Annotated in this window: 21 protein-coding genes; 16 read left to right on the top strand and 5 right to left on the bottom strand. The window is 67.0% G+C overall.

Features of this window, described 5'->3' with window-relative positions; genetic code table 11:
• The first annotated feature begins 14 nt into the window (after nucleotides 1-14).
• Together G3W89_RS27695 and G3W89_RS27690 are read left to right on the top strand one after the other, a co-directional pair.
• Nucleotides 15-797 (top strand): IclR family transcriptional regulator, encoded by a 783-nt coding sequence (locus tag G3W89_RS27695; protein ID WP_162577150.1) that lies wholly within the window; start codon nucleotides 15-17, stop codon nucleotides 795-797.
• A 94-nt stretch (nucleotides 798-891) separates the two neighbouring features.
• Nucleotides 892-1,476, top strand: coding sequence for a BPSL1445 family SYLF domain-containing lipoprotein (locus G3W89_RS27690; RefSeq protein ID WP_162577149.1), 585 nt, complete (start codon nucleotides 892-894; stop codon nucleotides 1,474-1,476).
• A gap of 28 nt (nucleotides 1,477-1,504) precedes the next feature.
• Here G3W89_RS27690 and G3W89_RS27685 read toward each other — a convergent pair whose 3' ends face one another.
• Entirely contained in the window at nucleotides 1,505-1,747 is a 243-nt protein-coding gene (locus G3W89_RS27685; RefSeq protein WP_162577148.1) for a hypothetical protein, read from the bottom strand.
• A 73-nt stretch (nucleotides 1,748-1,820) separates the two neighbouring features.
• The gene (locus G3W89_RS27680; RefSeq protein ID WP_232076778.1) at nucleotides 1,821-2,600 is read right to left on the bottom strand and encodes a lipase family alpha/beta hydrolase; all 780 of its coding nucleotides are present in this window, start codon (nucleotides 2,598-2,600) and stop codon (nucleotides 1,821-1,823) included.
• A gap of 213 nt (nucleotides 2,601-2,813) precedes the next feature.
• Between G3W89_RS27680 and G3W89_RS27675 the strand changes: the two genes are divergently transcribed.
• Nucleotides 2,814-3,248 (top strand): hypothetical protein, encoded by a 435-nt coding sequence (locus tag G3W89_RS27675; RefSeq protein WP_162577147.1) that lies wholly within the window; start codon nucleotides 2,814-2,816, stop codon nucleotides 3,246-3,248.
• Between the two features lie 56 nt (nucleotides 3,249-3,304).
• The gene (locus G3W89_RS27670) at nucleotides 3,305-3,721 is read left to right on the top strand and encodes a DUF3037 domain-containing protein (RefSeq protein ID WP_162577146.1); all 417 of its coding nucleotides are present in this window, start codon (nucleotides 3,305-3,307) and stop codon (nucleotides 3,719-3,721) included.
• Between the two features lie 57 nt (nucleotides 3,722-3,778).
• Here G3W89_RS27670 and G3W89_RS27665 read toward each other — a convergent pair whose 3' ends face one another.
• Nucleotides 3,779-4,087 (bottom strand): hypothetical protein, encoded by a 309-nt coding sequence (locus tag G3W89_RS27665; protein WP_162577145.1) that lies wholly within the window; start codon nucleotides 4,085-4,087, stop codon nucleotides 3,779-3,781.
• A 484-nt stretch (nucleotides 4,088-4,571) separates the two neighbouring features.
• On the opposite strand from G3W89_RS27665, the gene G3W89_RS27660 reads away from it, so the two are divergent.
• A complete protein-coding gene (locus G3W89_RS27660; RefSeq protein WP_162577144.1) occupies nucleotides 4,572-6,041 on the top strand; it encodes a beta-propeller fold lactonase family protein in 1,470 nt (489 codons plus the stop codon).
• 217 nt (nucleotides 6,042-6,258) lie between these two features.
• On the opposite strand, the gene G3W89_RS27655 is transcribed toward G3W89_RS27660, so the two are convergent.
• The gene (locus G3W89_RS27655) at nucleotides 6,259-7,182 is read right to left on the bottom strand and encodes an SOS response-associated peptidase family protein (protein ID WP_162577143.1); all 924 of its coding nucleotides are present in this window, start codon (nucleotides 7,180-7,182) and stop codon (nucleotides 6,259-6,261) included.
• Nucleotides 7,183-7,353: 171 nt separating this feature from the next.
• On the opposite strand from G3W89_RS27655, the gene imuA reads away from it, so the two are divergent.
• Genes imuA through G3W89_RS27640 form a run of 3 tightly spaced genes read left to right on the top strand, consistent with a single transcriptional unit; the run spans nucleotide 7,354 to nucleotide 12,632 of the window.
• Nucleotides 7,354-8,193 carry a translesion DNA synthesis-associated protein ImuA gene (gene imuA, locus G3W89_RS27650; protein WP_162577142.1) on the top strand — a complete coding sequence of 280 codons (840 nt, stop codon included), beginning with the start codon at nucleotides 7,354-7,356 and terminating at the stop codon, nucleotides 8,191-8,193.
• The gene (locus G3W89_RS27645; protein WP_162577141.1) at nucleotides 8,135-9,499 is read left to right on the top strand and encodes a Y-family DNA polymerase; all 1,365 of its coding nucleotides are present in this window, start codon (nucleotides 8,135-8,137) and stop codon (nucleotides 9,497-9,499) included. Before imuA ends, G3W89_RS27645 begins: the two co-directional genes overlap by 59 nt.
• A gap of 10 nt (nucleotides 9,500-9,509) precedes the next feature.
• Complete coding sequence (locus G3W89_RS27640) at nucleotides 9,510-12,632, top strand: error-prone DNA polymerase (RefSeq protein ID WP_162577140.1); 3,123 nt, start codon at nucleotides 9,510-9,512, stop codon at nucleotides 12,630-12,632.
• Nucleotides 12,633-12,693: 61 nt separating this feature from the next.
• On the opposite strand, the gene G3W89_RS27635 is transcribed toward G3W89_RS27640, so the two are convergent.
• The gene (locus G3W89_RS27635; RefSeq protein WP_162577139.1) at nucleotides 12,694-13,455 is read right to left on the bottom strand and encodes a GntR family transcriptional regulator; all 762 of its coding nucleotides are present in this window, start codon (nucleotides 13,453-13,455) and stop codon (nucleotides 12,694-12,696) included.
• Between the two features lie 105 nt (nucleotides 13,456-13,560).
• Between G3W89_RS27635 and G3W89_RS27630 the strand changes: the two genes are divergently transcribed.
• The 8 genes from G3W89_RS27630 to G3W89_RS27595 are packed head-to-tail and all read left to right on the top strand — an operon-like array spanning nucleotide 13,561 to nucleotide 21,212.
• Nucleotides 13,561-14,445 (top strand): polysaccharide deacetylase family protein, encoded by an 885-nt coding sequence (locus G3W89_RS27630; RefSeq protein ID WP_162577138.1) that lies wholly within the window; start codon nucleotides 13,561-13,563, stop codon nucleotides 14,443-14,445.
• The gene (locus tag G3W89_RS27625; RefSeq protein ID WP_162577137.1) at nucleotides 14,442-15,221 is read left to right on the top strand and encodes an SDR family oxidoreductase; all 780 of its coding nucleotides are present in this window, start codon (nucleotides 14,442-14,444) and stop codon (nucleotides 15,219-15,221) included. Before G3W89_RS27630 ends, G3W89_RS27625 begins: the two co-directional genes overlap by 4 nt.
• Nucleotides 15,222-15,244: 23 nt before the next feature.
• Nucleotides 15,245-16,144, top strand: a complete 900-nt coding sequence (locus G3W89_RS27620; protein WP_162577136.1) for a fumarylacetoacetate hydrolase family protein — start codon at nucleotides 15,245-15,247, stop codon at nucleotides 16,142-16,144.
• Nucleotides 16,145-16,187: 43 nt separating this feature from the next.
• On the top strand, nucleotides 16,188-17,174 hold the full coding sequence (locus G3W89_RS27615; protein WP_232076777.1) for a Bug family tripartite tricarboxylate transporter substrate binding protein: 987 nt from the start codon (nucleotides 16,188-16,190) through the stop codon (nucleotides 17,172-17,174).
• A 12-nt stretch (nucleotides 17,175-17,186) separates the two neighbouring features.
• On the top strand, nucleotides 17,187-18,149 hold the full coding sequence (locus tag G3W89_RS27610; RefSeq protein WP_162577135.1) for a Bug family tripartite tricarboxylate transporter substrate binding protein: 963 nt from the start codon (nucleotides 17,187-17,189) through the stop codon (nucleotides 18,147-18,149).
• Nucleotides 18,146-19,285, top strand: coding sequence for a mandelate racemase/muconate lactonizing enzyme family protein (locus G3W89_RS27605; RefSeq protein ID WP_162577134.1), 1,140 nt, complete (start codon nucleotides 18,146-18,148; stop codon nucleotides 19,283-19,285). The genes G3W89_RS27610 and G3W89_RS27605 overlap by 4 nt, the downstream gene beginning before the upstream one ends.
• On the top strand, nucleotides 19,285-19,722 hold the full coding sequence (locus G3W89_RS27600; protein WP_162577133.1) for a tripartite tricarboxylate transporter TctB family protein: 438 nt from the start codon (nucleotides 19,285-19,287) through the stop codon (nucleotides 19,720-19,722). The genes G3W89_RS27605 and G3W89_RS27600 overlap by 1 nt, the downstream gene beginning before the upstream one ends.
• Nucleotides 19,722-21,212, top strand: a complete 1,491-nt coding sequence (locus G3W89_RS27595; protein WP_162577132.1) for a tripartite tricarboxylate transporter permease — start codon at nucleotides 19,722-19,724, stop codon at nucleotides 21,210-21,212. The genes G3W89_RS27600 and G3W89_RS27595 overlap by 1 nt, the downstream gene beginning before the upstream one ends.
• Nucleotides 21,213-21,219: the final 7 nt, after the last annotated feature.

Genomic DNA, 21,219 nt, shown 5'->3' with positions numbered 1-21,219 from the left:
AGGCCACTTTCGCCATGCAGACCACCGCCCCCGTCAAGTCCGCCGAGCGCACGCTCGACCTGCTCGAGTTCATCGGCCGCAACGGCAATGCCGCCTCGCAGTCCGACATCGTCGTGGGCCTCGGCGTGCCCAAGGGCAGCCTGAGCAAGCTGCTCGCAACCATGCGCGAGCGCGAGTACGTGGCCTTCGATGCCGACGCCAAGGTCTACCGCCTCGGCCCCGCCGTGCAAGCGCTCGTCGCACAAGCGCAGGCCGCGGCCGACGTGGCCACGCTCGCGCTGCCGGTGCTGCAGTGGGCCACCGAGGTCACCGGCGAGGCCTCGTCGTACACCGCCCTGCGCAACGACGAGATGGAGCGCATGTGCGGCGTCGACAGCGAGCAGCCGCTGAGCTACCGCATGAACAACAACAAGCGCTTTCCGCTGTATTCGTCCTCGGGCGGCAAGGCCGTGCTTGCAGACATGCCCAAGGCGCTGCGCGAGGCGTACCTCTCCCGCGCGAAGCTGCAGAAGCTCACGCCATCGACCGTCGCATCGGTCACCGCGCTGCGCGCCCAGCTCGCCACCATCGCTGCCGAGGGCGTTGCCGTGTCGCGCAACGAGCACACGCAGGGCGTGGTCGCGCTCGCGGTCGCCATCCGGCGCGCGCAGGGCGAGGCACCGGTGGGCGCCATCACCATCGTCGTGCCCGATGCGCGCTTCAACCACAAGCTGGAGGCGCTGTGCCGCAAGACGCTGAAGACCGCGCGCGCGCGCATCGAGAAGGCCATGCAGATGGCCGGCGTGCAGGCGGGGTGAGCCGCCCGCGCGGATCGTCCTACACGTCCACGCGCAACAGGCCGGCTCCATCGGTCGCCAGGGCTCGCATCCTGGGGAGCGGAAAGGAACGGCCATGAACGCCATCAAGCTCCGAACCCTCTGCACTGCGGCAGCGCTTGCCGCCAGCAGCGTTGCCTTTGTCGGCTGCACCACCACGCGGCCTGACGACCACCCCAGCACGGCATCGTCGCGCGTGTCCATCGATGCGCAGGTCGACGCCACGCTCTCCAAGCTCTACGACGCCGTGCCTGATTCGCGCGAGCTGATCGCCAGGTCGCGCGGCGTGCTGGTGTTTCCGTCGGTCGTCGGCGGAAGCCTGGGCGTGGGCGCCGAGTACGGGCGCGGCGCGCTGCGGGTAGGCAATCGCACGCAGGCCTACTACAGCACCACCGCCGGCTCGGTCGGCTTCCAGGCTGGTGCGCATTCGAGGGCGGTGATCTATGTCTTCACCAACCAGGAGGCGCTCGACAGGTTCCGCAACAGCAAGGGCTGGACCGTAGGCGCCGATGCCACCGTCGCCGCCGCGACCGTTGGCGCCAACGGCAGGATCGACACCAACACCATGCGCCAACCCGTCGTCGGCTTCGTGCTGAACAACCTGGGCCTGGAGGCCGGTGTGTCGATCCAGGGCGCGCGGATCGCCGAGGTTCGGCTCTAGCGCCGCTAGTGCGGGCCCGCGGGCCCTGCTAGTCCGCGTCCGTGTCGTCCGGCGAAGCTTCCACCGGCCCTTCGAGCTCGTCGTCGACGTAGGCCATCAGCGCCTCGTTGCCGGCGTCGAAGGCTTCACGCCAGTTGTCGTAGGTGTCGTCGCCCGTCTCCAGGTCGAGCCAGACGGCCTGGTCGTCCGTGCTCTCCAGGAGGATCCAGTTGAAGTGGCCCGGGCTCGGCCGGTCGACGAAGACAGCAAGGCGGCGGTATTGGTCGGTCATGCGAAACAGCGTAGATCCGAGTGAGCAAGAACGCCAGAGGCAAACGCCTAGGGGGCGCCTGCAGTTCGTGGCCTCAGTCGCGCGTGGGGTCGGGATAGAACGGGCGCAGCCCCGACGGTGCGGCGAAGGGCGCCCAGGCGTCTTCCGCTTGCGACAGCCGGTCTGCCACCGCATAGAACACGGCCGGGTGAACGCCCAGGCCCAGGTGGCTCGCCTCGACCTCGATGTTCTCGGTGAATGGCGTCTCTTCCTGGAAGCTGCTGCGCCAGGACACGATGCCGTCGGAGCGGCTGAAGATCGACGTGGCGGGCACCTGCGGCACCGGCCGCACCCACTTGTCGCGCCTGGGATCGTGTGCCGACCGGCCGCTCAGCAGCTCGTAGGCCTTCACAGCGCGCGTGGTCTTCGGGCTGCCGTGCAACGGACTGCCCAGCGTGACGACGCTGCGTACCGACTCCGGCGACTTCGACGCCAGCATGCGTGCGAACACGCCGCCGAGGCTCCAGCCCACCAGGCTCACCCTGTTGCCCGAGCTCTCGTGCAGGCGGCGAAGCAGGTCCAGCAGGCCCTTCTCTACGCCCGGCCGAGGCCCGCAGTTGGTGCCGAGGCCCCAGCCTTCGACCTCGTAGCCCCGCGTCTCCAGGAACTTCCGGAGCATCTCCGTCGAACCGTCGCTCGCGCCGAGGCCGGGCAGCACGATCACCGTGTGGCCATCACCGCGCGGCGCGAACTGAAGGAGCGGCCACAGCGCGAGCGTCGCGCCGGCTTCCCAGATGGCGCGGCCTTCGGCGAGCAGCAGGAACTTGGAGGGTGGACGGTCCGAGGTGGCCGTGGCGGTGGCGGTCATTGGCATGTGTTCTCCCGTGTCTGTAATGTGGATGCGCAGTGCACAAGTTAAAGCGTGAGCCAGGCATTCGGCTGGGACAGGAGCCATGCGCTGCGTAGGCGGATTTGCCATTCTTCGGTGCGCCATGTCTTTTGACATGAAGTGCGCCTTCGATGGCGCACGGAGTCTTCATCGTCCTACTCGCGAGGCGGGGCTGCGGATTGTCTGATCCTTCGGACCATGCACCCGATCGTCCAGACCGCACTGCGGAGTTTGCAAGGCTTGGCCTATGCGAAGGCGGTCGAGCAGTGCAGGCGAGTGGCATGGTTGTCCCGCACGCATGCAGGTATAGCTCGACTGGAGGAACGCGCACGCAGCGTGGCGGCATGGGAGAACAACATCTCGATGCTGCGGCTGGCGATGACGGCGGAGGAACGCGCCGAGCTCAAGATCAAGCGGGCGATCTACCTGCGCATGCTGCTCGACAGTGCGCCCGTGCGGCTGCAGCCCTGGGTGGACGAGGATGAACTGGCGGACATGCCGGTGTCGCACCTTTTTGAATGGGTGGCGTATGACCTGGAGCGGCTGGAGCTGGATGAGATCGAGGCTACGTTGACGGAGAGGGAAGAGGCGCGGTATGCGAGGGAGGTAGGGGAGTTCAAGGGGTTTGAGTAGGTCGGCTCTACGATTTTCGTAGAGCGGACGTTGGGGCTTTCGTTCAGCATCGAGGGATGGAAGGCGCCTATTCGTACAGCATTACCCGGTACGTGCATGACTTGCAGACGGGGGAGTTCATCAATGTGGGGGTTGTCGTGGCTCTGTGCCACGAGCCGCGTGTCGCGGCGAAGTTCACGATGGACTATCGGCGCGTGAAGGGTGCGTTTCCTGGGCTGGACGTGGAAGTCTTTCTGGCGCGCATGCGGCGTTTGCAGGCGTGCTTCGATGCGATCGATGCGGCACGATGCTCCGAGTTGCGCGCCCGCGAAGGTGGGTCCATCGAAGCGCTTATCCATTCGGTGCTGCCGGTTGAAGACAGCGCGCTCCACTGGTCTCCTGTCAGTACTGGTGTCTGTGGGTCTCTACCTGTGTTAATCGAGGTGTTCTATCGGCGGCTCATCGCCAGGCATGAATTGCCGTTCAGGCATTGAGCGCTTAACCGTCGCCATCCACGCCCAGCACGCACGAGCTTGAAAGCTGTTGGAAGATCAGTGGGTTGAGGTCTTGGACTCGCGCTCGACTACCGCTTCGCAGCGGTTGCGGTCGTCAAATAGCGACCTCACTTCGTCGTCAGAAGCATCAGAGTCCCTGGGAGGACGTGAGGTGGACTTATAGCCCTCCTTCTCTTGCCCGGCTTCTTTTTCTTCCAAGTATTCGCGGTGTTCAGAGAGAGTCTGTTGCGAAACAGTTGCGAGTGGTACGCCGTATCGCATCAGCGCACTCGTCAATTCACTTTCAAACGAATCAAATTCGCTCGTTGAGGAGACTTCGGAAACACGCTCAGTGAGTTCGCCCAAGATCCGCGAAGCGCATCGCTGGCGGCAGAACTAGCCAGATCGGGCCGCTCCCCATGGACGTCGATGGCTCTGGCAATGCCCTTGATCTCGTCAAGCGTTTGTCGATTGAGTGAAGGAGGTGTTGCGCAGTTCGCGACGTAGCGTTAAGCCGCCAGAGGAGCCGAGCGATGAATCACGTGGACAGAACGTGAAATTGTTCGCATGTGGGCGCGATTGCGCAAAGTTGTCGCGAACTTTCCGAAATAAGTCACACACCTGCGCAGGATTGAATGAACCCTGCCGCGATACTTTCGCAACTTGTTAGTACTTAAGAATGCGAAACATGCAGATCGAGAGTTGCTGTGCTGCGTCACCTGGCTTACTCCGGAAGACGCCGTGGTCCACCCGCTGGAGTCGCGCCCTTTCGGTCGCCCTGACAGTCACCCTCGCTGCATGTGGCGGCGGAGGCACTGGCAGCCTCGGGATCACCGCGTTGAGCGCGCCCATGGATGAGCCCGTCGCCGCCACGCCGCCCGGTGAGCCTGTCGGGCTATCAGCGCCCGACGCACCGGTCGTCGTATCGGCTGCGCCGGTGCTGGCCGACGCACCGGTCATCGTGTCAGCTGCGACGGTGCTGCCCGCCCCGCTGGTGGTCGTGCCGAATGCGCCGGTGTTGCCGGTCCCGCCGGCGGTGCCGAGTGCGCCGGTGCTGCCTCCCTCGACCTACAAGGTAGGCGGGACCGTCTCCGGCTTGGTCGGCACGGGCCTGGTGCTGCAGAACAATGCCGGGGACGACCTGGTCATCTCGGCCGATGGCAGCTTCACCTTCACCACCGCGATAGCCGCTGGCGCGAGCTACGCGGTGACCGTGAAGTCGCAGCCCCGGATCGCAACCAAGGTCTGCACCGTGAGCGGCGGCAGCGGCACGATCGCCGCCGCAAACGTGAGCGACGTGGCCGTGACCTGCGCCGTTCCCACGACCCGGTTCGCCTATTCGGTCGACTACGGTGCGGACAAGTTGTACGCCTTCAACGTGGACCCAGCGACCGGTGCCCTCAGCGCCATGGCTGTCGCGACAGCGGACACCGGTCCCACACCTATCTCGGTGGCGGTCGACCCGACCGGCCGCTTCGCCTATGTGTCGAACTACGGCGGGGCCAGCGTGTCGGGCTATGCGCTCGACGCAGGCTCCGGCGCGCTGACCCCGATGGCCACACCGACGGTGGCGACGCAAAGCCTGCCTATCGCGATCACGGTGGACCCCACGGGTCGTTTCCTCTTCGTGGCGAACAATGGCGCCGGCACAGTTTCCTCGTACGCCATCGATCCGGTCACCGGCGCATTGAGTCTGATCGGTGCTCCGGTGGCCACCGGACGGTCTCCGTATTACGTGGCCGTTGACCCCACCGGGCGGTTCGCCTATGTCCCGAACTGGCTCGACAACACGGTCTCCTCATTCACTATCGATCAGGCGTCTGGCGCCCTGACCGAGATGCCAGGTCCCCGGGTGGCCACCGGTTCCTATCCGATTTCGATGAAGGTCGACCCGTCCGGGCGTTTCGCCTACGTGGCCAACTACATGTCGAACAATATTTCTGCCTACGCCATTGACTCGACAACAGGTGCACTCACCGCCATGGGCGGGCCGAATGCACCGACGGGGCTCAGGCCGGTTGCGACCGCGGTGGATCCGTCGGGCAAGTTCGCCTACACGGTGAACTACTCGTCTCACACGGTCTCCAGTTTCGCCATCGACAGTGCGTCCGGCATGCTGAGCGCAGGTCCAACGGCCGCGACGGGGCAGTACCCTGTGAACTTGACCGTGGATCCAACGGGTCGCTATGCATACGTCGCCAACTATGGAGACGGCACCGTCAGCGCCTACACGATCGACGCGGCATCAGGCGCGATGAGACCGGCCGGCGCTGCGACGCCTGCTGGCAGCTATCCCTACAGCATTGCGCTGTCACGGTAGTTGGTTATGACTATGTGGCAGGAGCCGGATCGCGGGTTCCGGCCAAGCTGCTTCGGCCTCGCACCACAAAGGAGTTAAACGCAGGCGCAGGTCAGTGCCCTAGGCGCTTGGAAACCTCGACGCCACATGCCTTCACTGCATTTGCCTGGGGGCCGGTCCAATTCGTAAGCCGAGCCGCGGTCTTTGCAGAGGATCTTCCAGTCGCGGACCCAGTGCCCTACGCCGCCAACCGATTCTCATAGTACGGCCGCTCCCGATCCTCAAGCACCGCATACGCAGCAGCCAGGTTCCCACGCTCCGGCCTCAGCCAAGCATCCACGTTCTCCGGCTTGATCGGAACAATGCACCGGTCGTGCCCCGCCGCCGCGATCTCCTCCGGCGGGTCATCGGTGATCGCCGCGAACGAGAGCAGGTCCGGCTCGCCCGGCCCTGACCATGCCGACCACAGGCACGCAACAAGCATGTCCTGCTGCGGCCGTGGCCGAAACTCCAGCACCACATCCTCGCCGTCCCGCTTGACGTGCTCATAGAAGGCATTGACGACCATGATCCCGTGCGACAGACCGAAGATGTCCTTCCAGAACCCGCTCAGGTTGTCGCGCCGCGCGTTGTACGTGCCGGGATACAGCGCGTCGAATTTCGCGGACTTGTCGGCGGGCCGGCACTGGTAGCGCATGGGCTTGACGACGCGCTGGCCGTTCTCCCAGATCATCACCGGCGCATACCTGCCCGGAAACACGCGCGCATCCTTCGGTTCGAGCTCGACCCGGCTCAGGTCCGCGAGCTTGCCGAGGCCCCACTCGATCTTCGCCGTGGCAATCCGCACATCCTCCGCCGCCTTCTTCGTCACCTTCACCTGGAGCTTGCGTTCGGCATCGACCAGACGCTTGCGCTGCTTGAACAGGTCCTGCTCGAGCGCCATCGCCTGCTCGGTGTCGAAGGCCTCGATCAGGCGCTTGATCTCCCGCTCCTCATCAGACTCGGGGTTCATGAACGCCGCGTCGACGGCCTTCGGGATCTTGATTTTCGGATTGCCCTGGCGCTCGTAGTAGAGCTTGGCAAATTCGCGAATCGACAGGACACCGCCGAACTCGCGGAAGAAGCGCTTGTAGTCGGCGCGGATCTGGGCTGAGTAGCACATAGCTCACATTGTGATGAGGGTTCCGGCTTCGCCGGACGGGGATTTCCTTGGGGCCGGCAAGGCAGTCGAATTTCGTACAAACCGGATGTTCTGCTTCGAATTTGTAAACGTTCTTGCTCATCTAACTGCACTGCGTCGATACTGTACATCCATACAGTCATCGGAGTCCTCGTGGCCATCCCCCTGTCATGGGCCGATGGCGATCAAGCCTTGTCGGCCCCCCAGCGTTCACCGCCGCCCGAAGCGCCGCGACCGCGCCTCGTGCTGCCGCACGCGATCGAATCCGCGGTCTGGCGCGGCGATGCGCTCGGCACGCCCGTCACGTCGACGGTCAGCACAGGGTTCGCGCCGCTCGACGCCGAACTGCCGGGCGGCGGCTGGCCCTGCCAGTCGCTGACGGAGGTGCTGCAGGTGCAGCCCTCGGTGCTCGAATGGCGGTTGCTCGCGCCCGCGATGCGCGCGCTGGTCGGGCAGGGCAAGCAGATCGTGGTCATCGGCCCGCCGAAGGCACCGCATCTGCCCGGCCTCCATCACCTCGGGCTCGACGAGCGGCACCTGGTCTGGATCGCGGCCGACAAACCGGTCGAGCGCCTGTGGGCAACCGAGCAACTCATCAAGGCCAATGCCGCCGGCATGCTCGTCAGCTGGCTGCCGCAGGCCCGCCAGGAGCAGATCCGGCGGCTGCAGGTCTGTGCCCAGGGCTGCGATGGCCCCGTCATCCTGTGCCGGCCGGCCGCGGCCGAGCACGAGGCCTCGGCCGCGCCGCTGCGTCTGCAGGCGCGCTTCGGGGTCGACTGGGAACTGCGCATCCACCTGCTCAAGCGCAAGGGGCCGCCGCACGAGGGCGAGCTGACACTGCACTCGGTGCCCGGTGGGCTCGATGCCATCCTGACGCCGCGTCTTCGCCACCCGAGCCGCCTGATCGCGGCGCGCCAATCGCGGGAGCTCTCCCATGCTGTGGGCAGCCCTTCTTCCCGACAACCTGCCGGACGACCCGCAGCCGCGCACTGAGGCGCTCGATGGCCTCGCGACGTGGTGCCTGCAGTTCACGCCCCGCGTCGCGGTCCTCGAAGCGCTTCAGCCGTGCCCGGCGGTGGTGATGGAAGTCGAACAGAGCCTGCGCCTCTTCGGCGGCAAGCGCCGCCTGGTCGAGCGCGTGCGCGAGGAATGCCCCGACCTCGGCGTGCGGCAGCTGAGCTGGGCGCCGACCAGCCTCGCCGCACTCGCGGTGGCGCGGGCCGGGCTGTCGAACGGCTTCGCGAAGCCGCTCGCGCAGTTGCTCGATGCGCTGCCGCTCGAAACCCTGACGCAGGTCGCCGCGCATCAGGCGACGCTGGCGCGCCTGGGCTGCCGCACGCTCGGCCAGGTGCGGGCCTTGCCGCGCGGCGGGCTCTCCCGCCGCTTCGACGCGCAGCTGCTCGCCACGCTCGACCAGGCCTACGGACTGCGGCCCGAGACCTACTCCTGGGCCCAGCTGCCGGAAACCTTCCGCGCCAAGCTCGAGCTGATGGCGCGCGTCGAGCACGCACCGGCGATGCTCTTCGGCGCGCGCCGGCTGATGCTGCAGATGGCTGGCTGGCTCATGGCGCGGCGCTCGGGCGTGACGGCGTTCACCTTGCGCTGGTGCCACGACGCCATGCGCGCCAAGAGCGCGGGCGACGGAGGCGAGCTCACCGTCCGCACCGCGCAGGCCACGCGCGACACCGAACACCTGATGCGGCTGCTGGCCGAGCACCTGGGCAAGGTCGAGCTGCTCGCGCCGGTGGGCGACCTGGCGCTGCAGGCGACCGAAGTGCACTCGCTCGAGGAAAAGAGCCTCTCGATGCTGCCCGAGGCGCGGCAGTCGGGCGAGAGCCTCGCGCTGGTGCTCGAGCGCATCGCGGCGCGGCTCGGGCCCGACCGCGTGCTGCGCCCCGTCATCCTTGAAGACCACCGCCTGGAGTGGATGTGCCGCTGGCGCCCCGCGCCCGAGCCCGCGCCGCGCGCGAAGTGCCGCACGGTCGACGTGCCGCAGCCGACCTTCATCCTGCCGAAGCCGCTGCGGCTCGCAACCCAGCACAACCGGCCGATGTACCAGGGCGTGCTGCAGCTGCTGGCCGGTCCGCATCGCGTCGAGGGTGGCTGGTGGGACCGCACGGTGGAGGAGGGCGACTGCAAGGATTGCAAGCACGAGGGCGAAGGTCCGCAAGAGACGACGCGCCACGCCAGCCGCGACTACTGGGTGGCGGTGAGCGAGCATGCCGGCGTGCTGTGGATCTTTCAGATGCGGCTCGCGCAGGACGAGACGGCGTGGTTCCTGCACGGCACCTTCGCCTGAGAGAGACGCGATGGAACTGCCCGACTATGCCGAGCTGCGGTGCGTGAGCAACTTCAGCTTTCTGCGCGGCGCGAGCCAGCCGCATGAGCTCGTCGAGCGTGCGAAGCAGCTGGGCTACACCGCGCTCGCGCTCACGGACGAATGCAGCCTGGCGGGAGTGGTGCGCGCGCACGTGGCGGCGAAGGACCACGGCCTCAAGCTGCTGATCGGCAGCCAGTTCCTGGTCGAGGTCGATGAACAGGTCGATCCCGATGCGGCGCCCTTCACGCTCACCGTCCTGGCCTGCGACCTGGCGGGCTACGGCAACCTCTCGGCCTTCATCACCCAGCTGCGCCGCAGTTCGGCGAAGGGCAGCTACAGGCTGACGCTCGCACAAGTTCACGGGGCCGAACTCGCCGGCTGCGTGGTGCTGGCCTCGCCGAAGCGCATGGCAACGGCCGCACAGCTGGGCTGGCTCGGCAGCTGGCTGCTGCGCGAGTTCCTCGGGCGCTGCTGGTTCGCGGTCGAGAAGCTGCGCCTGCTCGATGACGAGATGTGGCTGCATCGCCTGGGCGAGATCAGCGCGGCCACGGAGATTCCGCTCGTCGCGGCGGGCGACGTGCATTTCCATGTGCGCTCGCGCAAGCCGCTCCAGGACGTGATGACTGCGACGCGCCTGGGCAAGCCCTTGACCGACTGCGGGCTCGCGCTGCAGCCCAACGCGGAACGGCATCTGCGCACGCGGCTGCGGCTGGCGCAGACCTACGCGCCCGAACTGCTCGCGGAAACGCTCAAGGTGGCGGCGCGCTGCAGCTTCAGCCTCGACGAGCTGCGCTACCAGTACCCCGACGAGGTGGTGCCCGCAGGCGAGACGCCGGCCGGGTACCTGCGCCGCATCACGTACGAGGGGGCAGGGCGCCGCTGGCCCGACGGCATTCCGGCCAAGGTCCAGGCACAGGTCGAGCATGAGCTCGCGCTCATCGCGGAGCTCAAGTACGAGCACTACTTCCTCACCGTCGCCGACATCGTGATGTTCGCGCGCTCGCGCCACATCCTCTGCCAGGGCCGCGGGAGCGCCGCGAACAGCGTGGTCTGCTACTGCACGGGCGTGACCGAAGTCGACCCGGGCCGCATGAGCGTGCTGTTCGAGCGCTTCATCTCGAAAGAGCGCAACGAGCCGCCGGACATCGACATCGACTTCGAGCACGAGCGGCGCGAGGAGGTGCTGCAGTACCTCTATGCCAAGTACGGTCGCGAGCGCGCCGCCATCACCGGCGTGGTGATCAGCTACCGCCCGAAGAGCGCGATCCGCGACGTGGGCAAGGCGCTCGGCATGTCGCTCGAGACGGTGGACGCCATTGCCAAGGGGCACCAGTGGTGGGACGGGCGCGCGGTGCGGCCGGAGCGGCTGCAGGAGGTGGGCCTCGCGGTCGGTTCGCTGCAGGTGCAGCAGCTGCTGCGCCTCACCGAGCAGCTCATCGGCTTTCCGCGGCACCTGAGCCAGCACACCGGCGGCTTCGTGCTCACCAAGGGGCCGCTGTGCCGCATGGTGCCGATCGAGAACGCCTCCATGCCCGACCGCACCGTGATCGAGTGGGACAAGGACGACCTCGACGCGCTCGGCCTGCTGAAGGTGGACTGCCTCGCGCTCGGCATGCTGACCGCGATCCGCAAGGCGCTCGATTTCATCGGCCTGCGCAAGGGCTGCGTGTTCGGCATGCAGGACATTCCCGCGGAAGACAGCGCCACCTACGACATGGTCTGCAAGGCCGACACCGTCGGCGTGTTCCAGATCGAGAGCCGCGCGCAGATGAGCATGCTGCCGCGCCTCAAGCCGCGCTGCTTCTATGACCTGGTGATCGAGGTCGCCATCGTGCGGCCGGGGCCCATACAGGGCGGCATGGTGCACCCGTACCTCAACCGGCGCCAGGGAAAGGAGCCGGTCGTCTATCCGAGCGAGGCGCTCAAGGAGGCGCTCGGCCGCACGCTGGGCGTGCCGGTGTTCCAGGAGCAGGTGATGCAGATCTCGATCCTGGCGGCGGGCTTCACGCCGGGCGAAGCCGACGGCCTTCGGCGCGCGATGGCGGCCTGGAAGCGCAAGGGCGGGCTGGAGCACTACTACTCCAGGATCGTCGACGGCATGACCGCGCGGGGCTACGACGAGGGCTTCGCCAAGGCCATCTTCGAGCAGATCAAGGGGTTCAGCGAGTACGGGTTTCCCGAAAGCCACGCCGCATCGTTCGCGCTGCTGGTCTATGCGAGCTGCTGGATCAAGTGCCATCACCCGGCGGAGTTCCTGGCGGCCATGCTCAACTCGCAGCCGCTCGGGTTCTATTCACCGTCGCAGCTCGTGCAGGACGCGCGGCGCCACGGCGTCGAGGTGCGGTCGGTCGATGTCATGTACAGCGATGTGGACTGCACGCTGGAAGATCTCGCACACGAACCGGCCGTGCGGCTCGGCCTGCGCATGATCGGCGGGCTCCAGTCGGCTTCGGCGGGGCGCATCGTCGAGGCGCGCGCGCAGCAGGTGTTCGACAGCACGGAGGACCTGGCACTGCGCGCCAGGCTGGAACTCCACGAGATGAAGCTGCTGGCCGCGGCCGATGCGCTCGCGAGCCTGTCAGGGCACCGGCGCCAGCAGGTCTGGGAGGCGGCGGGGCTTCGTGCGGCGCCCGGCTTGCTGCGCGAAGTGCCGGTGGACGAGGCGTTTCTGGAACTCGACGCTGCGCCCGAGGGCGAGGAGATCGTGTTCGACTATGCGTCCACCGGGCTCACCTTGCGCCGGCATCCGCTCGCGCTGCTGCGCGAGCGCCTGGCGCTGCGCGGCCTGATGACGGCGCGGGACCTCGACGAGATCGAGAACGGCGCACACGTGAGCCACTGCGGCATCGTGACGCTGAGGCAGCAGCCGGAGACCGCGAAGGGGACGATCTTCGTGTCGCTCGAGGACGAGACGGGCGTCGTGCAGGCGATCGTCTGGAAGAGCCTCAGGGACGTGCAGCGCCGTGAGCTGCTGGCCGCGAGACTGCTGGCGGTGCACGGCACGTGGCAGCGCGAAGGTGCGGTGAAGAACCTCGTCGCGGCGCGGCTGGAGGACCTGACGCCGTTGCTGGGGCGGCTGGCGTCGACGACGGTGAGCCGGGACTTCCGATAGAAAGCACTTCCAGGCCGTGGCGACGCGACCGAGATGTCCGCCTTCGAGTTGTCGCCCGTGTTCAGCCACCCGACCTGCGCGCAGCCCGTTGCGTGGAGTCGGCGCGTCGTTCCCGACGGCGAGGTGCCGCAGGCGGTGGCGCTCCGGCAAGGCTGCCGCGTACCAACTCCGCCGTGACCGCCAGATGCTTGTGCAGCAGCAGCACCGCGTCCTCGGTCTTGCGCTCGACCGTGGCTTCCATGAGGGCCTTGTGCTCGTCACGCGCGCGCACGGCTTCGCGCACGTTGGACAGCCGGCTGAGATGCCGGTAGCGGTCGGCGGCATCGAAGAGCTGTTCGCAGTAGCCCAGCAGCCAGCTGGAGCCGCAGGCCATGAGCAGGCTCTTGTGGAAGTCGCGGTGCGCTTCTTCCCACGGCGCGTTGATGTCCGACGCGGCGGTGCCCGGCTCGGCCCGCGGGAGCCTCGAGAGGCGGTGGTACGCCAGCACCACCTGCTCCTCCCAGGCGCGATCGCCGTTCGCGATCGATTGGCGCAAGGCCAATTCGTTGAGCCAGCCGCGCGTCTTGGTGAGCTCGTCCAGGTGCACCTCGCTGACGGGAGTCACGTGGAAGCCGCGCTGCTCGCTGTGCGTGACCAGCCCGTCGCGCGCAAGCCGGTTCAGCGCCTCTCGCATCGGGCTCAAGCCGACCGCATAGCGGGTGCACAGTTGGGCGATGTGCAGCTTCTGCCCGGGCGGCAGGACCGCGTGAATGATGTCCAGGCGCAGCCGCTCGTACACCTTCGAAGAAAGCGTGCCTGCGGTCGCCGGAACCCGTGATGCCATGGCCGGCATTCTGGCATCGTGCCTTCTTCAGGAAAATCGATTTTTCGTTGACGTTTAAAGAAATATCGATTAATTTCGCAGCCCGAGACCTCTTGGAGACAGTCGATGGAGCATTCCCTGGACATCCACGCTGGCGGCACGGAAACCGCGGCGCCGGCCGATTTCCGCTGGCCTGGCGGCAAGCGCATTGCGGTGTTCCTGCGCGTTTCTTTCGAATGGTGGTCCGACGGCAAGTGGCCAGGCATCGGGCCCATGGGCAATCCGCTTCGCCAGGGATTCCCGGACCTCAACGCCATGAGCTGGGCCGAGTACGGCCATCGCCGCGGCATCTTCCGCATCCTCGATGTGCTGGAGCGGCAGCAAGTGCGGGCCACCTTCAACGTGAGCGGCATCCTGGCGGAGCATTACCCGCAGGTCATTCGCCGCATTGCGGACGCCGGCCACGAGGTGGTCTCCCATTCGTACACGATGGACGTGATCCCCGTCTATCTCGACGAGCAGGAGGAGCGCGCCAACATCGTGCGTACCACCGACCTGATCGCACAGGCCACCGGCCGGCGTCCCCGCGGCTGGATCAGCCCACGCAGCACGCCCAGCGTGCGCACGCCCCGCCTGCTGCTGGAGGCCGGCTATGACTGGCACGGCGACACGCTGAACGACGACCTGCCCTATGTGGTGCGCTACGGCGATCGTTCCATCGTCGCCTTCCCCAACAACACCGAGGTGAACGACCTCCCGCACTACATGCGTTACGGCAACTCGCCGCGCGAGATGCTCACGCTGTTCGAGGACTGGCTCGAGTCCGCACGCGAGTTCGAGACCGGTGCCGTGCGCATCGATCCCGCCATCCACGCGCACGTGTCCGGCCGCCCCCTGGCCATGGCGGCCTACGAAAGAATCATCCGTCTCGCCAAGGCCGCGCCCGATGTCTGGATGGGCACGCGCGCCGAGGGTGTCGACCACCTGCGATCGGTGCTGGCACAGGCATGAAGCTCGGGCTCGAAGGCCGCACGGCCCTGGTTTGCGCCTCGTCCGATGGCCTGGGCAAGGCCTGCGCGCTTTCGCTGGCGCGCGAGGGCTGCACGGTGATCATCAACGGCCGCGACGCCGATCGCCTGCAAACGGCGGCCGAGCAGATCCGAGGCGAGACCGACGCGAAGGTCACGCCGGTACAGGCCGACCTCAACACGGTGGAAGGCCGCGAGGCACTCTGCCGCACGGCACAGGGCGCCAGCATCCTCGTGAACAACAACGCGGGGCCCGCTCCTGGCAACTTCCAGGATTTCGAGCGCGAGGACTGGGAGCACGCTCTGGAGGCGAACTTCTACGCGCCCCTGTTCATGATCAAGGCGATGCTTCCCGGCATGCGCGCGCGCAGGTTCGGGCGAATCGTCAACATCACCTCGGCGCGCGTGAAATCGCCCACGCCGACGATGACGCTCTCGACCGCGCCGCGCGCGGGCGTGACGGCCCTGGTGCGCGCGCTCGCGCTCGACATCGCGGTGGACAACGTGACCATCAACAACCTGCTGCCCGAGCGCTTCGCGACACAGCGACAGGTCGAGATGGCCGAGCGCATCTCGAAAGAGCAGGGCATCGACCGCGAGAGCGCAATGAAGGTGATTGCCGAGACCATCGCTGCAAAGCGCCTCGGCCGGCCCGAGGAATTCGGCGACACCTGTGCCTTTCTCTGCAGCGTGCAGGCGGGCTACATCTCGGGCCAGAACCTGCAGCTCGATGGCGGCTCGTACCGCGGCCTGATCTAAGCCCCCCGTTCCACATTCCCATCATGAAACTCGCCACCTTCGCTGCCAGCGCCAACGATGCCCCGCGCCTCGGCGCGGTGGTCGACCAGGACCGCCTTCTCCTCGACCTGGCCACAGTCCGGGACGCACCCTTCGAAGACATGTCCATGCTCGGCCTGATCGACGCCGGCGACACCGGACTGGACTGGGTGCGCAACGCCGTTGCGCACGCCAGCGGCGAACTGCTGCCGATCGCACAGGCGCATCTTTTCGCGCCGATACCCCGGCCAAGAAAGAACGTCTTCTGCGTAGGCTGGAACTATGTTGCCCATTTCGACGAAGGCAGCAAGACACGCAGCGCGGCGACCGAGCTGCCGGAGCATCCGACCTTCTTCACCAAGGCGAGCACCGCGGTTATCGGGCCGCACGACGCGATCCTGATCGATCGCACCATCACCGAGAAGCTCGACTGGGAAGCCGAGCTCGGCGTCGTGATCGGCAGGCGCGGCAAGAACATCGCACAGTCCTCGGCCATGGAGCACGTGTGGGGCTACATGGTCATCAACGACATCACCGGCCGCGAAGTGCAGCGTCGCCATGGAAACCAGTGGTTCAAGGGCAAGAGCCTGGATTCGAGTTGCCCCATGGGCCCCTGGATCGTGACTGCCGACGCGCTCGACCCCGCCGACCTGGCGATCCAGTGCCGCGTCAACGGCGTGGCGAAGCAGGCATCCACCACGCGACGCATGTTCTTCGGGATTCCGAGCATCCTCGAGGAGCTGTCGCACGGCCTCACTCTCGAGCCGGGCGACGTGATCGCGACCGGCACGCCCGAGGGCGTGGGCCATGCGCGAGTGCCGCCCGAGTTCCTTGCGCGGGGCGACGTGGTGGAGACCGAGGTGAGCGGGATCGGAAAGCTGCGCAACATCGTCGGTCCGCCCTGACGCGCTCCGGCGCGCCGCACGGGACAAGAACAGGAGACAACAGATGAACGAGTTCCGAAGGTGCCACTTGCGAAGGGCCATGCTGGGCTGCATGGCCGCACTCGCGCTGACCTGCGCCGTTCCGTCGGCATGGGCTGCATATCCGGAGCGCCCGGTGCGCCTCATCGTCCCGTTTCCGCCGGGCGGCCCCAACGACATCATCGCGCGCCTGCTGAGCGAGAAGCTCACGACAGCGCTTGGCCAGCCGGTCGTCGTCGACAACGTGCCGGGCGGCAGCACGATCATCGGCACGCGCCAGGCGGCGGAAGCGCCAGCCGATGGCTACACGCTGCTGATGGTGTCGCCGAGCCACGTCATCAACCCGGGGCTCAGACCGAACATGCCCTACGACCTCCTGAGGGACTTCGCGCCGATCATCCATGTCGCGGTGTCACCCAACGTGCTGGCCGTGCACCCCGGGACACCGGCGAAGAGCGTCCCGGAACTGATCGCGCTGGCCAGGGCGAAACCCGGCCAGATCAACTACGGCTCCGGCGGCGCCGGCACCGCCACCCACCTGGCCGGCGAGCTGCTGTGCGCGATGGCTGGCGTGAAGATGAACCACATCCCGTACAAGGGCGACGCGCAAGCGACGAGCGACCTGCTCGGCGGCCAGATCAGCTGGAAGTTCGGCACCATCCTGTCGACCAAGCAGTTCGTGGACGCAGGGCGGCTGCGCGCGCTGGCGGTGAGCGGTGCCAAGCGAGTCCCGGCGCTGCCGGACGTACCCACGGTCGCGGAAACCATCCCGGGGTTCGAAGCCACGTCGCTCTACGGTGTCGCGGCGCCGGCAAAGACGCCGGCGAGCGTCATTGCAAGACTGAACAGGGAAATAGGCGCCATCGTCGAATCCCCTGCCTTTCGCCAGACGCTGTCGGAAGACGGCGCCGAAGTCGTCGGCGGCACGCCAGAGGCTTTCCGCAGCAACTTGGCGAAGGCCATCGACAAATGGAAATCGGTCATCCAAACCGCCGGCATCAAGCTGGAATGAAAGGAGACTCTCATGGCTCAGCGATCGAGACCCTGGCTTGCAACGCTCCTGCTGTTCGCCACCTGCACCGGCGCGATGGCGCAATGGAAGCCCACGCAGGACGTGGAGTTCGTCATCCCGTTCGGACTTGGCGGTGGCGCCGATCTGTTCGCGCGCACCCTGATCAAGATCGCGCAGGATGAGAAGATGGTCCCGACCCACATCGTGGCCAACAACAAGCCTGGCGGCGGCACGGCAAGCGGGGTGGGCTACGTGGTCTCGTCCCGCAACAAGGACCCGCACACACTGGTGCTGATCAACCCGCAGACGCAGATCACGCCGCTGCGCGTGCCCCGGACCTTCGGTGCCAAGGACCTGCAGCCGATCATGAACTTCATGCTCGACGACTACCTGCTCGCGGTGAAGGCCGGGTCGCCCTACGCGTCGGCGGCCGACATGGTCGCGGCGGCAAAGTCCAGGCCGCGCACGATCTCGGTCGGTTCCGCCGGCACCGCCGACGACATGGCGATCGCGCTGCTCGAGCAGGCAACCGGCACCAGGTTCAACCTTGTACGGTTCAACGGCGGTGGCGAGGCGCTGACAGCGCTGCTCGGCGGCCATGTCGATTCGGTCGCCGGCAACCCGATCGAGTTGATGTCGCAACTCCAGGCCAAGACGATCAAGGGGGTGGGTGTGTTCCGCCCGACGCGCTTCGAAGCGCTTGCGGATGTTCCGACGCTTGAAGAGCAGGGCATCAAGGTCACGCCGTTCCAGATGTGGCGCGGCGTAGCGATTCCCAAGGGCGCACCCAGGGAGGCCGCCATGTACTGGGAGGACGTGTTCGCAAGAGTGGCACGCACACCGGCATTCAAGAGCTACATCGCAACCAACGTTGCGACGGAGAAGGTGCTGGGCACCCAGGATTTCCTCGCATTCCTGAGCGAGCAGGAAACCATCTACAAGGCGGCGCTGGCGCGCATCGGGGGCAAGCCATGAGCGAACTGAAGATCACGGCCGTCGAGGCCATTCCGCTCGCCTTCGTCGGCACGCATGACTTTCGCATCTCGGAGGGTCGCACGCGCCGGCATGTCTCGGTGCTGCTGCGCGTCGCAACCGACGACCCGGCGGTGACCGGTGTGGCGGAAGTGGTGTCGGCGCCACCTGGCAAGCCGGAAGAATTCCAGGAGGAGATCGTCTTCGCGATACGGCGCTATGTGGAGCCCGCACTGGTCGGACTGCCCGCCACCGACACGACGGCTGCCTGTTTGCGCGTGGCGGCCGTCCTCAAGGGGCGCGCATGGACCAAGGCCGCGGTGAACGTGGCGCTGCGCGATCTCTCCGCCCGCGCGCTGGGCGTGCCCGTGCACGTTCTGCTCGGAGGCCGCGTGCGCGACGAGATTCCGGTCATCGGCCCGGTGCTCGGCATCGACACGCCCGAGCGCATGGCGCGGATTGCCTCGGAGACCGTCGGTGCCGGCTTCCGCACGCTGAAGCTCAAGCTCGGCGAAACCGTGCGCTCGGACATCGACCGGGTTGCAGCGGTGCGCGAGGCGGTGGGCCCGGCCATCGGGCTGCGCGTGGACGGCAACGACCACTACAAGCCGGCCGATGCGATCCGGTTGATCCGCGCTATCGAGCGCTTCGACCTGGAGCATGTCGAGCAGCCCACCGGCCGCGGCGACGTTCTCGGCATGGCCGAGGTGCGGCGCCATGTCGGCGTGCCCATCATGTCGGACGACATGGTGGCTACGCCCGAAGAAGCCATGACTGCCATCCGGCTCGGCGCCGTGGACCGCGTCAAGGTGAAGGTCACCAAGCACGGCCTCGACGGCGCGCTCGCGATCGTGAACATGCTGGAGGCCGCGGGCGTCGGCGCCGTGCTGGGGCACGTGTTCGAGCTCGGGCTCGCCGCCGCGGCAGAGGCGCAGTTCGCACTGGCCGCGCCGAGCCTGATCATGCCGGTCGAGATCGGTTCGCTTCGCCCCATGGGCTTCTCGCAGGACATCATCGAAGAAGACCTGCACCGGCGGCCTGGCTTCATCAGCCTGCCCGAGGGCCCGGGGCTCGGGGTGACGCTCGATGCGGCGGCCGTGGATGCCGCCCGCATCGAGAGCCGGCCGAAGGTGGCGTGATGCAGCGCGGTGAACGCATCTTCGCCGCCGTCATCGGTGTCTTCGGCTTGCTGTGGATCTGGAAGTCAACCGAGCTCACCTACCTCGACTACTACGCACCGGGGCCCGGCTTCCTGCCGCTGTGGCTGGGCGCATTGCTGGTCGTGCTGGTGCTGGTGTTCTTCTGGAGCCACCGGGGCACTGAGGCGCCGGCCTCGCCTCACCATCCGGCGCGCTGGTGGTCCATCGTCATCGGCCTGGCCGTGACCGTGGGCCTGGTCGAGCCGCTCGGCTTCATGGTGCCCGTGGCCCTGTACCTGCTCTTCCTGCTCAAGCGCGTGGAGCAGCTCCCCTGGCGCCTGTCGCTGCTGGTGGCCGCGGGGACCTCGCTTGCCATCTTCGGCGTCTTCCACCTGTGGCTTTCCGTGCCGCTGCCGCGCGGCCCCTGGGGGTTCTGATGGACATCTTCGCCGCATTGGGCAACGGCTTTGCCGTGGCGCTGACCCCCATGAACCTGCTGTTCTGCCTGGCCGGCGTGCTGCTCGGTCAGATCGTCGGCGTGGTCCCGGGCATCGGGCCCGCAGCGGCGATCTCGCTGTTGCTGCCCTTGACCTTCGGCGGCAATGCGATCTCGTCCACCATCATGTTCGCCGGCATCTACTACGGCGCGCAGTACGGGGGAACCATCACCTCCGTGCTCCTGAGCATTCCGGGTGAGTCTTCCTCGGTGATGACCAGCATCGACGGCCACCAGCTCGCCCGCAAGGGCCGGGCGGGCGCGGCGCTCGGCATCGCGGCAATAGGCTCCTTCATCGCAGGCATCCTGGGCACCCTCGGGCTCGCTGCCCTGGCGCCGCTGCTGGCGGCCGGTGCCCTGGCGTTCGGGCCGCCGGAGTATTTCGCTCTGGTCGTGCTCGGGCTCACGGCGCTCGCGCTCGTGGGCGGCTCGGTCATCAAGGGGCTGATCATGGGCGTGCTCGGCCTTTGCCTCGCCACGATCGGCACCGATCCGCAGGAGGGAAGCACTCGCTTCATCTTCGACCAGCTGTGGTTGCTCGATGGCGTGGAGTTCCTCGTGCTCGCGGTGGCGATCTTCGGTGTCGGTGAGGTGCTCTCGTCAGCGGAGAACGGGCAGCCGCCTGCGAAGATCGAGGCCAACATCAAGGGTGCCTGGCCCACCAGGGCCGACTGGCAGGCCTCGCGCTGGCCCATCTTGCGTGGCAGTGTCGTCGGCTTCCTGGTCGGTGTGCTGCCGGGTGCCGGGGCGACGATCGCGTCCTTCATGTCCTATGCGCTGGAGAAGCGGCTGTCGAAGCATCCGGAGACGTTCGGCACGGGTGCGATCGAGGGCGTGGCCGGTCCGGAATCCGCGAACAACGCGTCGTCGGCGGGTGCGATGGTGCCGATGTTCGCCCTCGGGATCCCGGGTTCGAATACGACTGCCATCATGCTCGGCGCCCTGGTCATGTTCGGCTTGCGGCCTGGCCCCCAGCTCTTCGAGCAGAACCCGGAGCTCGTCTGGGGCATCGTCGCAAGCATGTTCGTCGGCAATGCGCTCCTGCTGGTGCTGAACATGCCTCTGGCTGGCCTTTCCGTGCTGCTGCTGCGGGCGCGCTACGCAGTGCTCTACCCGGTCATCCTGGCGATCTGCATCGCGGGGGTCTACAGCCAATCCAACAGCGTTTCCGACCTCTATCTGCTGGCGGGCTTCGGCGTCGTCGGCTACCTGATGCAGCGGTATGCGTTTCCGGCAGCACCATTGGTGCTCGGACTTGTGCTCGAGCCGCTGTTCGAGAATGCGCTGCGCCAGTCGATGACCATCGCCCAGGGCAGCACCGCCATCTTCATCACGCGGCCGATATCGGCCCTCCTGCTGCTGGCAAGTCTGGTGTCAGTCGTATGGACAGGGGTCCGCGCCCACCAAGCACGCGCGCGCGGTCGAATGTGATTTCAAC

The organism is Variovorax sp. PBL-H6 (genome assembly GCF_901827155.1).
In the GTDB taxonomy this organism is placed as follows: Bacteria; Pseudomonadota; Gammaproteobacteria; order Burkholderiales; family Burkholderiaceae_C; genus Variovorax.
The sequence above is the reverse complement of the archived record's forward strand: the minus strand, read 5'-3'. Positions and strand labels throughout refer to the sequence as shown.